Source organism: Rhizobium sp. L51/94 (genome assembly GCF_019355555.1).
GTDB lineage: Bacteria > Pseudomonadota > Alphaproteobacteria > Rhizobiales > Rhizobiaceae > Rhizobium > Rhizobium rhododendri.
Genome location: NZ_CP072144.1, coordinates 148462 through 162788, shown reverse-complemented (window position 1 = coordinate 162788; position 14327 = coordinate 148462). Strand labels below are relative to the sequence as shown.

The window sequence follows — 14327 nt, the reverse complement described above, 5'->3', positions numbered from 1 at the left end:
GTACCACCGTTACGGTCGATGTGGTGGGCGATATGAGGACGGTTTCTTCCGACATAAGGCAATGGACGGTGCGCCTGCTGTGCGCGCTGGCTGTCGTGTTTGTCGGCTTCGGTGCGCAGCCAGCCATTTCAAGCCCCGATCAACTGACCCCGGCAGAACTCGCCCAGTACCGCCTGCCCGATGGCACCTTGCCGATCTTCTGCATCACCTATCGCGACGCAGACGGCAAGGCGCATGGCGAAGTCCATATTCCCGGATGCTACCTTTGCCAGACCGCTCCGGCCGCACTTCTGCCGGCAGCACCCGTTTTCGACTACGGCCACCTCCCCTTCGTCTTCGCCCGCCTGGCGGCGCCTCTCTCGGTCGCCTTTCACCGCCGGCTCTATCCTCCGAACAGCGGCCCCCGCGCCCCACCACTTCTGTCGATCGTTGCCTGAGCCTGCGTTGCGGCCTGAGCCGTGACGCGTTCTGTCAACGGCGGCCGTATGATCGTGGGCGGAGAGCCCGCAAGGCTGCGGGAGAATGCCATTTGCAGGTTGCCTGTCGCGTATCGGACTGCTCGTTCCGGACGCCGCAGCGGGGCTGCACAAGGCGATGACCTCAACGGTCATTTCCTCCCCCGCACGAGATCATCTGCGTCGTCGCGATCCCCAGGGGGAATTCCATGTCTGCTTTTGCAGCGGCCGACCCGTCGGCTCCGTCTACTACCCATGTTTCGCTCTACCGGGCCATCTGGCGCTGGCATTTTTTCGCCGGCCTGCTGGTCATCCCGTTCATGCTCAATCTGGCGATCACCGGATCGCTCTACCTTTTCAAGGATGAGATCGCCGATACGTTCTACGCGCATCGCCATATCGTCAGCGATTTGGGGCCGATGCAGTCGCCGCAGCAGATCGTCGATGTCGCGGTCGGGAGTATTCCGGGCGCCAAAGTGACCAGCTACCGGGAGGCTGCATCTGCGACCCGCTCCGCCGAGGTCACCGTTGCAAAGGACGGCGTGTCTACCATCGTCTACGTCAATCCGCACAACGGTGCTGTGCTCGGCACGGTCAATTCCAAGGAGGAGTTCGGTTGGGTCGTCAAGCGGATCCACAGCCTCGAATATTTCGGAGAATGGACCAACCGGATCATCGAGATCGTCGCCGGTTTTGCGCTGGTGCTGGTCGTCACCGGCATTTACCTCTGGTGGCCCCGACAACAGACGGGCGGTGTCCTGACAGTCCGTGGGACACCGTCGCGGCGGGTTTTCTGGCGCGACCTTCATGCTGTCACCGGGGCCATCGCCGGCATCGTCATTTTCTTCCTCGCCTTCAGCGGCCTGCCCTGGTCCGGCTACTGGGGCGCCAATGTCAACGCCTGGCTGACCGCCCATGACCTTGGCGCGCCGGCAGCGCTCTGGGACAACGTTCCGGTCTCGACCAAGGTGACGCAGGATGTCGTCGCGCGGGCCGGATGGGTCGTTGAAAACGCACCTGTTCCGCTCTCCGACATCGCCGCAGCCCAGGCTGTGAAACCCATCGGCCTCGACAGGGCTGTGGAGATCATGCACGAGCTGGGGATGGTTCGGGGTGCCGACCTCGCCATTCCTTCGACCGACACCGGCGTCTATACGGCAAGCCACTATTTCGGCGATCTCGGCAAGGAACGTACAGTCCACATCGACCAGTATTCGGGAAAGCCGCTCGTCGATCTCTCCTACGACCAGTACCCGGCGCTGGGCCGCGCGATCGAGTGGGGCATCAACCTCCACCAGGGCCAGCAATGGGGATTGTTCAACCAGCTCGTGATGCTGGCGACCTGCATTGCGATCGTCCTTTCCTGCGTCACCGGCGTCGCCATGGGGTGGAAGCGGCGACCGGCAGGGCGTCTCGGCGTGCCACCGATGCCACAGGACAAATCAGTGTATCTCGGCCTCTGGCTGATCGCCATCGTCTTCGGCGTCCTCTTCCCCCTGACCGGCCTTGCCATCGTTGCCATGGTTGTCATCGACCAGGTCGTCATCCGCTTCATTCCCGCCATAAGCCGGGTCTTCCAGTCGGGAGTTTCGTCATGAACAGAACAATCGCAGCCGCTCTCTTCGCCTTGGCGGCGATGTTTTCGACTCCGGGCTTTGCGGCCGGGACAATCAGGATCGACAACGCCCAGGCACGCGCCATGCTGCCGGGCGCAACGGTCGGAGGCGGCTATCTCGCGATCACCAATACCGGCCCGCAAAGCGACACCCTGGTTTCGGTGACCGCCCCCCGTGCCAGCAGCGTCCAGCTGCACCAGATGAGTATCGACAATGGAATCATGATCATGCGCGAGCTGCGCGATGGCATCGAGATCCCGGCCGGGAAGACCATCCTGTTCAAGCCGGGCGCCTACCACCTGATGTTCATGGATGTCCGTGAACCCTTCAAGCGCGGCGAAACAATCACCGCGACGCTGACTTTCGCCAAGGCGGGCGCTGTCGAGGTCGCCTTTGCCGTCGGCAGTGCGGGCGGTGACATGAGCGCCCCGGCTGCTGGTGCCGAACAGGCTGGGGACGATCACGCCATGCCTGGCATGGACATGGGAAAGACGGATATGGGCGGAATGGATATGCCGGGCATGTCGATGGATCCGAAGCAGGAGATCCGGCAGACGATGCGCAAGCAGTTCGAGACGCCAGAGAAGCCGTTGACGACGGACCCCATCATTGTCCGGAACGACTGGGCCATTGCCGCCTGGCAGCAGGATGGGCGTGGCGGCAGGGTGTTGCTGAGGAAAGGTCCGCATGGGTTCGAAGCGCTGCTCTGCAGCGGCGACAGTCTGAAGGACCCGGCAGTGCTTCAAACGTTGGGCGTCGATGCGGCGGACGCCAAGGCGCTGACCGGCCAGCTGGCGACGGCTGAGCATTCACTCGATCCAACGACGGTTGCGCTGTTTGCGAGCTTCGTTGGAACAGTGATGCTGGATAAGGCTGCCAGTGGGCATACCGATCACGCGGGGCATTCAAAATGAGGCCACGCACCCTTTTGCTAAGCGCGTCGATGGCCGCAGGCGTGTTCGTATCCTGCCTCGTTGGCTCGCTGGTCTGGCTTTACGCGTCCGAACCACGCAGCGGGCCCTTCGACGCGTCGTTTTCGTTGATCGACGATCGCGGGCGTCCAGTCGACAAGAGCGTTTTCCACGGCCGTCCGGCCCTTGTCTATTTCGGATACACCAATTGCCCCGAAATATGCCCGACGATGCTCCTCGAGGTCACGGACTGGCTCCAGACGCTGGGTCCCGAGGGCAAGGAGCTTGCCGCCTACTTCTTCTCTGTCGATCCGGAGCGCGACACGCCAGCCATCATGCACGATTATGTCTCCGCTTTCGGCGATCGCATTGTCGGTGTGACCGGCAGGCCTGAGGAAATGCGCAAGGTCATGGACGGATGGATGATCCGCGCTGAAAAAGTGCCGAGCGAGGATGGCAGCTACCATATGAGCCACACCATCACTATGCTGATGATTGGCGCCGATGGACGGCTGAAGGGCTTGATCCCCTATGGAACGGATCGGGAGGCAGCGATTTCCAAGATAAGGGCAGTGCTCCTGACGAAAGGGCTCGGGTCCGCCTGACCTCTTCAGGGTGAAATTCAGGTCTCGATTGATCTTCCGCCGAGACCGTGAATTTCACCTGCTACAGCCTCGAAGACCGGCTTGGAAAACAGGTATCCCTGCATCAGCTCGACACCTAGATCCTCCAGCACCGTCTGTTCGGCACGGGTTTCGATGCCTTCGCAGAGGGGAGTTATGCCCATATCCTTCAGCATCGCAACGGTGTGGCGAACGATAGTCTGCTTGGCTTTATGGCTGTCGATATTCCGAACCAGTTCCATGTCCAGCTTGACGATATCGGGCTGGAATTTCGATAGTAGGCCCAGGCCGGCGTGACCTGCGCCGAAATCGTCGACCGCCGTCTTGAAGCCGATTTCGCGGTAGGTCTCGAGGATGCCGAGGATGTGCTTGGTGTCGAGTTCCTCGACTTCGGTGAACTCGAAAATGATGTGGTCTGCCGGGAACCCGGTTTTCAAAGCAGTTGCCAATGTCAACCGGATGCAGGCGCGTGGCTCGTAGACGGCGTTCGGCATGAAGTTGATGGACAGGCGCGGCCGGTTCTGCTGCGGGAACACTTTCGCTGCCAGCTCGATAGCCTTCACCCTGCACTGCTGGTCGAACGCATAGCGGGTTTCGGCGTCCACCGAGGAAAGGACAGTGGCTGCTCCCTCGCCGTTGACGCCGCGCACCAATGCTTCGTGGGCGTAGACGGTTCCATCCGTGATATTGACGATCGGCTGCAATGCCATCGAGAAATCAAAGGGAAACTTTTGGCCATCGTTGCAGCCTTGGCATTGTTTCGTCATTGATTTTTCCTCCAGTCGGCTCTCAACGTCTATTTCAGCAATATGTTCGGTAACTGAAAATTCGACGGGAGGTCGGGTTTGCTACACCGCAGTGTTCCCGATCAGTTCGTCGTCGATGTCGAGTTGCTGAAACGTCCGCTTTGCTGAGGGGAGGTCTCGGTTTCGGCGCTAGCGCCGTTCGACACTGCGGCCCAGGATCTTTCGACGGCCGCGATTAGTGCCTCGGCATGATAGGGCTTGCCGACAACAACGGCACCGATTTCGCTCTTCACGCTTGAGGGATCGCCCGTTGCAAAGACGATCGCCGCCGACGGTCGCACAGAACGCGCGCGCTTTGCCAATTCGGCGCCTGACGCCCCTGGCAGGTTGACGTCGGTAACCAGCACGTCGAATGGGACTGTCTCCAGGGCAGCCATGGCCTCCTCGGCGCTGCCTGCCTCGACAACGATGCAGCCGGCGTTCTTCAACGCTTCGCCGGTGCTGACGCGGATGAGGTTGTCATCTTCCACCAGAAGGACCGTCAGCCGCGTCGTGACCGATGCGCTCGATGCCGGCGCTTCCAGAGACGGGTTCGAGGCGGGTATGCTTTCTGCGGGCTTCAACCGCTGGCTTCGGTTGGCAAGTACGTGGCGGAACTTGCGGGCCATTGCCTCGCGTGTGTAGGGCTTGGAAAGCAGCTCGATTCCGGCGTCGAGCTTTCCGCCATGGACGATCGAGTTTTCGGTATAACCGGACGTGAACAGGATGGCGATATCTGGCAGGCGTTCCCGAGCCTTGCGGGCAAGTTCAGGACTTTTCAGGGTGCCGGGCATGACGACGTCTGTGAACAGGATGTCGATCGGTATGCCACTCTCGATCACGCTCAGGGCGCTTGCCGCATCGATCGCTTTCAGCACGCGATAGCCAAGGTCGGTGAGCAGGTTGACGACGGTGTCGCGCACGGCATCGTCATCCTCGACAACCAGCACCGTCTCCGTGCCACCGGTGATCGGACCGGTATCGACGGCGACTTCCATGTCTTCGGACTGCATCGCGCGTGGCAGGTAAAGCTTGATCGTCGTGCCCTCGCCGACCTCGGAGTATATCTTGACGTGGCCGCCCGACTGCTTGACAAAGCCGTAGACCATCGACAGGCCGAGGCCCGAACCCTTGCCTTCTGCCTTAGTGGAGAAGAACGGCTCGAACACCTTGTCGATGATATCTGGCGACATGCCGGTACCCGTGTCGCTGACCGCAAGCATGACATACTGACCGGGCGTGACTTCGTCATGCTCCAGCGCATAGCTGTCGTCGAGATGGGCGTTGGCGAGCTCGATTGTCAGCTTGCCGCGACCTGCCATCGCATCGCGGGCGTTGATGGCGAGATTGAGAAGCGCGTTTTCGACCTGCGCGGGATCGATGAAGGTGTTCCAGAGCCCACCGGTAACGACGGTCTCCACCTCGATTGCCTCGCCGATAGCCCTTCGCAGCATGTCGTCCATGCCGCGCACGAAGCGGCTGATATTGACGACCTTCGGCTCGAGCGCCTGCCGGCGTCCGAAGGCCAGAAGCTGGCTTGCAAGCTTCGAGCCACGGGATACGCCCGCCATGGCGTTGGCCACTCGGGTTTCGGCCCTCGGGTTGCCGGCAATATCCCTTGCAAGCAGTTGAAGGTTACCGGAGACGACCTGCAGCAGGTTGTTGAAATCGTGGGCCACGCCGCCGGTCAGCTTGCCGACGGTCTCCATCTTTTGCGCCTGGGCGAGCTTCGCCTCGGCGGCGCGTCGTTCGCCGATCTCGGCAACGACCCGCGCTTCCAGATTCTCGTTGACCTGTCGCAGCTGCTCCTCGGCGCGTTCGCGATGGCGGACCTGCCGCGACAGCACCTCGGCCTGTTCGCGAAGCGCTGCTTCGGCCGCGCGCTGATGGGTGATATCGGTATGGACGCCGACCCATTCGACGATGTCGCCGGATGCGTCGAGGATCGGCAGGCCACGGATGGCGAACTGACGCCAGGAACCGTCGTGGCGGCGCACCCGGTGCTCGTGAATGAACATGCTCTTGGTCGCCACGGCCTCTTTCCAGGCTTCTACCGTCGCAGCCGCGTCGTCGGGATGGACGGCATTCGACCAGCCGTAGCCCTGATATTCTTCTGCGGTCTGGCCGGTCAGCTTCGACCAGCCATGCTGCTCCCCGATCATCCGGCCATCGGCGCTGTTGGTCCAAAGCACGCCGTGCACAGCGTCCATCGCGTAGCGGAAGCGCTTGTTGCTGACAGCGAGATCGGTTTCACGCTGCGCGCGTTCCTCGACGTCAATGCCGAGAATGTGGACGCCGAGGACGGCGCCATCTGCTCCGAAATGCGGGACATAGCGGATCTCGATGCGGCGCAGGGCGCCACCGTTATAGGCAAGTTGCGCTTCAGAGGCGAAAGTCTCGCCGGCGAGGCCGCGAACGATTGATTGGCGGCGATCTCCATAGGCCTTTTCGCCGATGACATCGCTTACGTGCCGGCCGACCATGCTTTGGGGATCGACCCCGAACCAATCGCGGTAGGTGCCGTTGGCAAATCGATAGATATGATCCTGATCGACGTAGGAAATCAGCATGGGCACGGCGTCGGTGACGCTGCGCAGCTCGGCTTCCCTCTCCGCCAGTCGCGTTTCGGCCAGGAGCCGCGCGCTGTTGTCAACTATGGTGCACATGACCCCGCCCACATGGCCGTCCGCGTCATACACCGGTGTGTAGAAGAGATCGAGAAACATGGTCTGCGGGCCGTCAGGCCGGTTGAACACGATAGGCTGATCGCGATGCGTCACGATTTCGCCGCGCAGACCCGCTTCGAGAATGGAACGGTTCCAATCCCATACCTCGGGAAATGCTACGGCAACGGGTGTTCCGAAGGCAGAAGGGTGGCGCTCGCCGGCAATCTCCCGGTAGGCGTCGTTATAGAGCATGACGTGGTGGCGGCCCCACATGAGGACTTTCGCCACGGGCGAATTGACGATGTTGGCAACGGTTGTCCGCATCTCCGTGCTCCATCCTTCGATGGGGCCGAGAAGGCTCTTGTTCCAGTCCATGCTCCGGATCAGCGCGCCGCATTCGCCGCCGCCTTTGGGCCAGTCCTTGACAGATGAAGTCGCAGGCACTGCTGCCCCGTCGCGCAGCCTGCACAAGGCGGCGCGAACCACTTCACTGGCGTTGGCATAGTCACCCGTAGCCAGGCTTTCATGAATGAAAGCTTCTAGCTCGGGGGTCAGCGAGACGTTACGAGATTGACGTGGGGCCATGACTCCTCCTGACAGGTCATTTCTTCCGTGTCAACAAATGTCAGGATCGGCGGATTCACTTTGCATGAAAAGATCCGCCGGCCGTCATATTGGCCTGCTCTGCCAGCGTTTTGCGCTCTCAAACCGGGCGTAGATCAGACCCGCTCGAGGGCGATTGCGATCCCCTGCCCGACGCCGACGCACATGGTCGACAACGAGTAGCGACCACCGGTTTCCTTCAACTCGAGGGCTGCCGTGCCGGTGATGCGTGCGCCGGACATACCGAGGGGGTGGCCGAGCGCAATTGCGCCGCCGTTGCGGTTCACGCGGGCGTCGTCGTCGGCGATGCCGAGTTCGCGCAGGACAGCGAGCCCCTGGCTCGCGAATGCCTCGTTCAGCTCGATGATGTCGAACTGGTCCTGCGTCATGCCGAGGCGCGCCATCAGCTTGCGCGATGCGGGTACCGGGCCGATGCCCATCACCCGTGGCGGCACGCCGGCAGCAGCGCCGCCGAGGATGCGTGCAATGGGCGTCAGGCCGTATTTCCGGGCTGCCGCTTCCGAGGCAATGATGAGCGATGCCGCGCCGTCGTTGACGCCGGACGCATTACCGGCGGTGACGGTGCCGCCCTCTTTCTTGAACGGGGTACCGAGCTTGCCCAGCACCTCCATCGTCGTTGCGCGCGGATGTTCGTCTTTGTCGACCACGATCGGGTCACCCTTGCGCTGCGGGATGGTGACGGCGGTGATCTCCCGTGCCAGCCGGCCGCTTGCCTGGGCGGCGGCGGCCTTGTCCTGGCTGCGAACGGCAAAGGCATCCTGGTCGTGACGGCTGACCTTGTAGTCCTCCGCGACGTTTTCGCCAGTCTCCGGCATGCTGTCGACGCCGTACTGCTTCTTCATCAGCGGGTTGACGAAGCGCCAGCCGATGGTCGTGTCGTGGATTTCGGCGCTGCGCGAAAACGCCGTTTCGGCCTTGGGCATGACGAAGGGTGCGCGCGACATGCTCTCGACACCGCCGGCAATCATCAATTCCGCCTCTCCCGCCTTGATGGCGCGGGCGGCCGCGATGACGGCATCCATGCCGGAGCCGCAGAGGCGGTTGATGGTTGTGCCCGAGACCGAATGGGGCAGGCCGGCCAGCAGCGACGACATGCGCGCGACGTTGCGATTGTCTTCACCTGCCTGGTTGGCGCAGCCGAAGATCACATCGTCGACGGCATCCCAGTCGACAGAGGCATTGCGCTCCATCAGGGCCTTCAGCGGAATGGCGCCGAGATCGTCAGCGCGCACAGAGGACAGCGAACCGCCGAAGCGGCCGATGGGCGTCCGGATATAATCGCAGATGAATGCATCAGCCATGGGGCTCTCCTCAGAGTTCGGGGACGACGAGATCGCCGACCTTGCCGTCGATATGCAGCGTCGCCCCGGTCATGGCCTGCAACTCCTCGAGCGACATGGCGGCAAGCTTTTCACGCAACACGAAGCGGCCGTCAACGATGTCGACGACTGCGTGGCTTGTATAGACGCGCGTGATGCAGCCGACCCCTGTCAGGGGAAACGTGCATTTCTCGACGAGCTTGGGTTCGCCCGCCTTGGTGACATGCTCCGTGATGACGCAAACCTGCTTGGCGCCGTGCACGAGATCCATCGCCCCGCCGACTGCCGGCACGCCCTTGCTGCCGACCCGCCAGTTCGCCAGGTCGCCGTTCTGCGCAACCTGGTAGGCGCCGAGAATGGCGACATCCAGATGTCCGCCGCGCACCATCGCAAAGCTGTCGGCGTGATGGAAGAAGGCGGCCCCCGGCTTCAGGGTCACGGCTTTCTTGCCGGCGTTGATCAGGTCCCAGTCTTCTTCGCCCGCAGCCGGCGGTTCGCCGAAGTTGAGGATACCGTTCTCGGTGTGGAAGATAGCCTGCCGGCCGGGCGGCTGGTAGCGCGCCACCATCTCGGGAAAGCCGATGCCGAGGTTCACATAGGCGTCGTTGGCAATGTCCTGCGCCGCGCGCCAGGCGATCTGGGCATTGGAGAGCTTGATGTCTTCGCGGGTATCGATTGTCATGCGTAGGCCACTCCGGCTCGAATGAGGTCTTCTTCCTGGCGGGGGTCGGCGACCTCGACAATGTGGTTGACGAAGATGCCGGGTGTGACGGCCTGCTCCGGATCGATCTCGCCGGCGGCGACGATTTTCGAGACCTGGACGATGGTGCTTGCTGCCGCCATGCACATCAGCGGATTGAAGTTGCGGCCAGCCTTGTTGTAGGTGAGGTTGCCGTGGGCGTCTCCGACATGGGCCTTGACGATGGCAAAATCGGCTTTCAGCCAGCGCTCCTGCACATAGGACCTGCCCTCGAATTCGGCGATAGGCTTACCCTCCGCGAGTTCTGTGCCGAAGGCGGTCGGCGTGTAGAATGCCGGAATGCCGGCGCCGCCGGCGCGGATGCGCTCGGCCAGCGTTCCCTGCGGAACCAGTTCCAGTTCGATCTCTCCAGCCAGATATCTGTCGGTAAACGCACGCGGGTCGGAAGATCTCGGGAAAGAGCAGATCATCTTGCGCACCATGCCGGCATCGATCATCGCGGCGATGCCGATGCGACCGTTGCCGGCATTGTTGTTGATGACGGTGAGGTTTTTCGGGCCCTTGTCGATCAGGGCGTGGATCAGCTCTATCGGGGCGCCAGAGCCACCGAACCCGCCGATCATAACCGTTGCGCCATCGCCGATGTCAGCGACGGCTTCTGCGGTGCTGCCGATTGTTTTGTCCATGCGTGATCCTCCGACGACCGTATGACCGAAATCTATCTGCGGTCATCGTCTGGAATACCGGCGCAAGGGCTGGGCAGCAAGATATTAGTGCGTTAATCGAGATTTGTTCGTATAACGCACGAAAAATATCCGGGAGATGATCAGGAAAACCGCTCCGGACGGAATTCGGCCAGCAACGGATGCAGATTGCCAGTGGCAATCTCGTCCGCAATCAATTCACCGGCGATCAGCCCAAGCGTCGCGCCGCTGTGGCTGAAGGCGACATAACAGCCCGGTACCTTCGTCAGCGCCCCGAAAACCGGCTCTCCGTCGCCCGGGATAGGCTTCGGGCCGACGCCGTAGCTATCGAGTTCGAGCTTCGGATTGCCCTCGAGAACAAGGGATGCCTCGTCGAGAAGGCCCTGAACCGTCGAATCCTTGACCTCGTAGCTGCCATCGGCCTTGACGATCACTTCCTCTTCCGACCAACCGGAATCCAGCACCAGGGCGCCGGTCGGTGTCTGGCGGACGGCGACGCGCGGGGTGTTGAGGACTGCTTTCAGCGGCAGGTCGACAGGCTTGGTCTTCACCAGCAGCGAAACCGGCGTGCCATCGGCGATGGTCTGTCCAAGCTCGGCTGCCATGCGCGGGACGGCCGGTCCGGTGGCGAGCAACACGGTATCGGCATCGAATTCACGGCCGCTCGAGGTCGTGACGCCATCGACGCGGCCACCGGTTTTGCGGGGCGTGACTTTCCCGGCATCGGTGACGACGGTGCCGCCGAGGGCTGCGAACTCCGCCAGCAGAACTTCGATCAGGCTCGGCAGATCGACCCAGCCTTCGCCGGGATTGAGGATGGCCCCCTGCGGCGTGACCGGACGCGCATCGACGCCGGGCGTCGCATCGGCTATGTCGTCGGCCGATAGCAGCTTGGCATCGTAGCCGATCTGTCGCTCGAACGCGAAGGCCTCGCGGATTTCGTTGGATGCGTCGTCGGCATCCCAGGTCAGCCCGCCGTCGAAGCGCAGCCATGAAGCCTGGGGATATTTGGCCGCAAGCGTCCGGTGACGGTCGATGCCAACCATGCGCAGCCGGTGATAGGCCTCGGAGCGCTTCCGGGACGAGTTGAGCCATGACAGCGAACGGCCGGATGCGCCGTTGGCAGGCGGACCGTCATTGACCAGCGTCGTCTGGACGCCCAGGCGGGCGAGATTGACGGCGGATGCCACGCCGAAAATACCGGCGCCGACAACGATGACCTTCTTGGCGGATGAGACTGACATTCTGGGATAACCTTTGTAGTTGATGCTGGCGGTGTGGTGGTTGAACGGCACCGGGGTTCTTGCGCTAAAGCACCTCGGCGAGAAAGTGTCTGAGACGAGGACTGCTTGGGGTGTCGAAGATCTGAGATGGCGTGCCCGCCTCGATCACCCTTCCCTCGTCCATGAAGATGACCTGGTCGGCGACCTTGCGGGCAAAACCCATTTCGTGGGTGACGACGACCATGGTCATGCCGCGCTTGCCGAGATCGGCCATCAGGTTGAGGACGCCCTTCACCAGTTCCGGGTCGAGTGCGCTGGTGACCTCGTCGAACAGGATCACCTCCGGATCCATGGCCAGCGCCCGGGCAATCGCCACGCGCTGCTGCTGGCCGCCGGAAAGGCCGCCCGGACGGTGGTGCTTGCGGGCCGCAAGTCCGACATCCGCCAGCCGGGCCTCGGCAATCGCCTCCGCCTCGCGCTTGCCCATGCCCTTTATCTTGGTCAGCGACAGCATAACGTTTTCGAGGGCGGTGTGGTCGGGGAAGAGGTTGAAATGCTGGAACACCATGCCGACCCGACGGCGCAGCTTCTCCGGCTTCATCGTCAGGATGCTGGCGCCATCCAGAAGCACATCGCCTCCCTTCGGCTCGACCAGGCGGTTCAGGCACCGCAGCAACGTCGATTTGCCCGAGCCGGACGGACCGATGATGCAGGTCACCGTGCCCGGCTTGACCGTGAGGTCGACGCCTTTGAGGACCTCGAGATTACCGTAGGCCATCGACAAATTGCTGACTTCAAGGCTGCCGCCCCGGAATTTCGGGCCGTTTGGTGGTATAGGACTGCCGGAGCCCGTATCCACCACGCTCGCCAGTTCGCTGACTTCGGCGAGCCCGCTGGTCGGCTCGCCGCCCTTGTGCTTGCCGAGCCTGAGATTGGTGTCGATGGCGTTGACCACATGGGTCAGCGGCACGGTGATGACGAGATAGAAGACGCCGGCCAGAAGCAGCGGCGACAGGTTGCCGGTGACGACGGCCTGATCCTGGCCGACGCGGAAGATCTCGCGTTCGGAAGCCAGCAGCCCGAGGAAGTAGACGAGGCTCGAATCCTTGACGTTGCCGATGAACTGGTTGACCAGCGCCGGCAGCACCCGCCGTATTCCCTGCGGAATGATGATTAGCCGCATGCCCTGCCCGTAGCTCATGCTGAGCGCCCGACAGGCTTCCAATTGCCCGCGCTCCACGCTCTGGATGCCGGCGCGGAAGATCTCCCCGATATAGGCACCGGCAATCAGGCTGAGAGCAAGAATGCCGAGTGGAAAAGGAGACGGACCGAAAAGTTCGCGGCCGATGCGCGCAAAGCCCTGACCAATCAGCAGGATCGTGACGATCGCCGGCAGGCCGCGGAAGATGTCGGTATAGAGCCGTGCCGGAATTCGCAGCCAGCGCGACTGCGAGATACCCATGACGGCCAGTATCATGCCGATGACCACACCCAGTACTGTCGACGTGGAAGCGAGGATCAGCGTATTCTTCAGTCCGACGGTGATCATCGCCGGCAGGACCTCGAGCATCGCATTCCAGTCGAGGAAGCTGCGACGCAAATTCTCAAGCCAGTCCATTCCTATCCCCTTGCTATCGATGGTGTGCCGGCTGCCTGGTTATTGCCGGCAGCCGGCCAGGCGTCGTTATTTCGGGAGATAGTCGGCTGGCATCGGCGAACCCGGGAACCATTTTTCGTAAAGTTTCTTCCAGGTGCCGTCCTGCATCGCGGCGTGGAGGCCGGTGTTCAGTGCTTCACGGAAGGCATCGTTGCCCTTTTTGATGACGAAGCCGGCAGGTGCATCGAAGGACGGGATATTGACCGCGATCTTTAGCGCTGGATAACGCTCTGAATACTGCTTGGCGGCTTCGTAATCGAGGAAATGCGCGTCGACAGTACCGTTGTTCAGGGCGGAAACCGCAGAGTTGTTGTCGGGAAACTTCACCAGATCTGTGCTGGTGAAAGTCTTCGCGGCATAGATTTCCTGCAGCGTCCCCTGGACTACGCCGAGCCGCTTGCCCTTCAGGCCTTCCGCGCCGGTAATCGCCTTGTCGGCGGTCAGCACGGAGAGGTAGCCGGCAAGGTAGCCATCGGAGAAATCGACGGTTTCCTTGCGCTTGGCGGTGGTGCCGATGGCGGCAACCGCGACGTCGAATCGACCGTTGGCGACCGAGGGTATCAGCGCCGAAAAGTCCTGGCCGGTGAAGATAACCTGCTCCTTGGTGAAGCCCATGCGCTTGGCGACATCGAGGAAAAGCTCGATATCGAAACCGGTGAACTGGCCGTCTGCTGTGGTGAAGACGTAAGGCTTGGCATCGCCCATCGTCCCGACGCTGATCTGCTTGGCGTCGATCAGGCCGTATTTGTTGTCGTCTGCGGCAAAGGCCCCGGGGCTCGTGCCGACGGCTGCCAAAGCCGCTGCAAAAACCAGCGCGGCCGATAGAGCTGCCGGCTTCACAAATCTGATTATTCCCATCATGCGCATGTCGTTCTCCTCTGAACTTGTTTTTTGGGTCGAACGGGCACGCCATTTGGCACCGTCGGAAGGCTCGCGCCGACGTTCAGCTGCATGGTTCTTGTTACCCGAAAACTCACTTTTATGCGGATGAGACCGGTTTCTACGTTAGTGAGACCGGTCTCATTGATAATTGGTATATTCGGA

At 61.9% G+C, this 14327-nt stretch carries 12 protein-coding genes; 4 read left to right on the top strand and 8 right to left on the bottom strand.

Features of this window, described 5'->3' with window-relative positions; all coding sequences use genetic code 11:
- The first annotated feature begins 32 nt into the window (after nucleotides 1-32).
- The 4 genes from J5274_RS26520 (at nucleotide 33) to J5274_RS26500 (ending at nucleotide 3587) form a co-directional block, all read left to right on the top strand.
- Entirely contained in the window at nucleotides 33-437 is a 405-nt protein-coding gene (locus J5274_RS26520) for a hypothetical protein (protein WP_142829358.1), read from the top strand.
- Between the two features lie 227 nt (nucleotides 438-664).
- Entirely contained in the window at nucleotides 665-2053 is a 1389-nt protein-coding gene (locus J5274_RS26515) for a PepSY domain-containing protein (RefSeq protein WP_142829356.1), read from the top strand.
- Nucleotides 2050-2985: a copper uptake system-associated protein gene (locus J5274_RS29195; protein ID WP_224128009.1), complete on the top strand. Its 936-nt coding sequence runs from the start codon at nucleotides 2050-2052 to the stop codon at nucleotides 2983-2985. The genes J5274_RS26515 and J5274_RS29195 overlap by 4 nt, the downstream gene beginning before the upstream one ends.
- Nucleotides 2982-3587: an SCO family protein gene (locus J5274_RS26500; RefSeq protein ID WP_142829354.1), complete on the top strand. Its 606-nt coding sequence runs from the start codon at nucleotides 2982-2984 to the stop codon at nucleotides 3585-3587. The genes J5274_RS29195 and J5274_RS26500 overlap by 4 nt, the downstream gene beginning before the upstream one ends.
- A gap of 17 nt (nucleotides 3588-3604) precedes the next feature.
- Here J5274_RS26500 and J5274_RS26495 read toward each other — a convergent pair whose 3' ends face one another.
- From J5274_RS26495 to J5274_RS26460, 8 genes are all read right to left on the bottom strand, one after another.
- Nucleotides 3605-4372: an EAL domain-containing protein gene (locus J5274_RS26495; protein ID WP_142829353.1), complete on the bottom strand. Its 768-nt coding sequence runs from the start codon at nucleotides 4370-4372 to the stop codon at nucleotides 3605-3607.
- A 101-nt stretch (nucleotides 4373-4473) separates the two neighbouring features.
- Complete coding sequence (locus J5274_RS26490) at nucleotides 4474-7641, bottom strand: PAS domain-containing protein (protein ID WP_142829351.1); 3168 nt, start codon at nucleotides 7639-7641, stop codon at nucleotides 4474-4476.
- A 134-nt stretch (nucleotides 7642-7775) separates the two neighbouring features.
- Nucleotides 7776-8981, bottom strand: a complete 1206-nt coding sequence (gene pcaF, locus J5274_RS26485; protein WP_142829349.1) for a 3-oxoadipyl-CoA thiolase — start codon at nucleotides 8979-8981, stop codon at nucleotides 7776-7778.
- Nucleotides 8982-8991: 10 nt separating this feature from the next.
- A complete protein-coding gene (locus J5274_RS26480; RefSeq protein WP_142829347.1) occupies nucleotides 8992-9681 on the bottom strand; it encodes a CoA transferase subunit B in 690 nt (229 codons plus the stop codon).
- Entirely contained in the window at nucleotides 9678-10385 is a 708-nt protein-coding gene (locus J5274_RS26475; RefSeq protein WP_142829345.1) for a 3-oxoacid CoA-transferase subunit A, read from the bottom strand. The genes J5274_RS26480 and J5274_RS26475 overlap by 4 nt, the downstream gene beginning before the upstream one ends.
- A 140-nt stretch (nucleotides 10386-10525) precedes the next feature.
- Nucleotides 10526-11647: an FAD-binding oxidoreductase gene (locus J5274_RS26470; protein WP_142829343.1), complete on the bottom strand. Its 1122-nt coding sequence runs from the start codon at nucleotides 11645-11647 to the stop codon at nucleotides 10526-10528.
- 64 nt (nucleotides 11648-11711) lie between these two features.
- On the bottom strand, nucleotides 11712-13244 hold the full coding sequence (locus tag J5274_RS29320; protein WP_142829341.1) for an amino acid ABC transporter permease/ATP-binding protein: 1533 nt from the start codon (nucleotides 13242-13244) through the stop codon (nucleotides 11712-11714).
- 66 nt (nucleotides 13245-13310) lie between these two features.
- Nucleotides 13311-14144: an ABC transporter substrate-binding protein gene (locus J5274_RS26460; RefSeq protein WP_244615327.1), complete on the bottom strand. Its 834-nt coding sequence runs from the start codon at nucleotides 14142-14144 to the stop codon at nucleotides 13311-13313.
- Nucleotides 14145-14327: the final 183 nt, after the last annotated feature.

Bases quoted from the DNA above. Each gene is read 5' to 3' on its own strand.
- J5274_RS26520 (WP_142829358.1), top strand. From the start codon at position 33: ATGAGGACGGTTTCTTCCGACATAAGGCAATGGACGGTGCGCCTGCTG.
- J5274_RS26515 (WP_142829356.1), top strand. From the start codon at position 665: ATGTCTGCTTTTGCAGCGGCCGACCCGTCGGCTCCGTCTACTACCCAT.
- J5274_RS29195 (WP_224128009.1), top strand. From the start codon at position 2,050: ATGAACAGAACAATCGCAGCCGCTCTCTTCGCCTTGGCGGCGATGTTT.
- J5274_RS26500 (WP_142829354.1), top strand. From the start codon at position 2,982: ATGAGGCCACGCACCCTTTTGCTAAGCGCGTCGATGGCCGCAGGCGTG.
- J5274_RS26495 (WP_142829353.1), bottom strand. From the start codon at position 4,372: ATGACGAAACAATGCCAAGGCTGCAACGATGGCCAAAAGTTTCCCTTT.
- J5274_RS26490 (WP_142829351.1), bottom strand. From the start codon at position 7,641: ATGGCCCCACGTCAATCTCGTAACGTCTCGCTGACCCCCGAGCTAGAA.
- pcaF (WP_142829349.1), bottom strand. From the start codon at position 8,981: ATGGCTGATGCATTCATCTGCGATTATATCCGGACGCCCATCGGCCGC.
- J5274_RS26480 (WP_142829347.1), bottom strand. From the start codon at position 9,681: ATGACAATCGATACCCGCGAAGACATCAAGCTCTCCAATGCCCAGATC.
- J5274_RS26475 (WP_142829345.1), bottom strand. From the start codon at position 10,385: ATGGACAAAACAATCGGCAGCACCGCAGAAGCCGTCGCTGACATCGGC.
- J5274_RS26470 (WP_142829343.1), bottom strand. From the start codon at position 11,647: ATGTCAGTCTCATCCGCCAAGAAGGTCATCGTTGTCGGCGCCGGTATT.
- J5274_RS29320 (WP_142829341.1), bottom strand. From the start codon at position 13,244: ATGGACTGGCTTGAGAATTTGCGTCGCAGCTTCCTCGACTGGAATGCG.
- J5274_RS26460 (WP_244615327.1), bottom strand. From the start codon at position 14,144: ATGATGGGAATAATCAGATTTGTGAAGCCGGCAGCTCTATCGGCCGCG.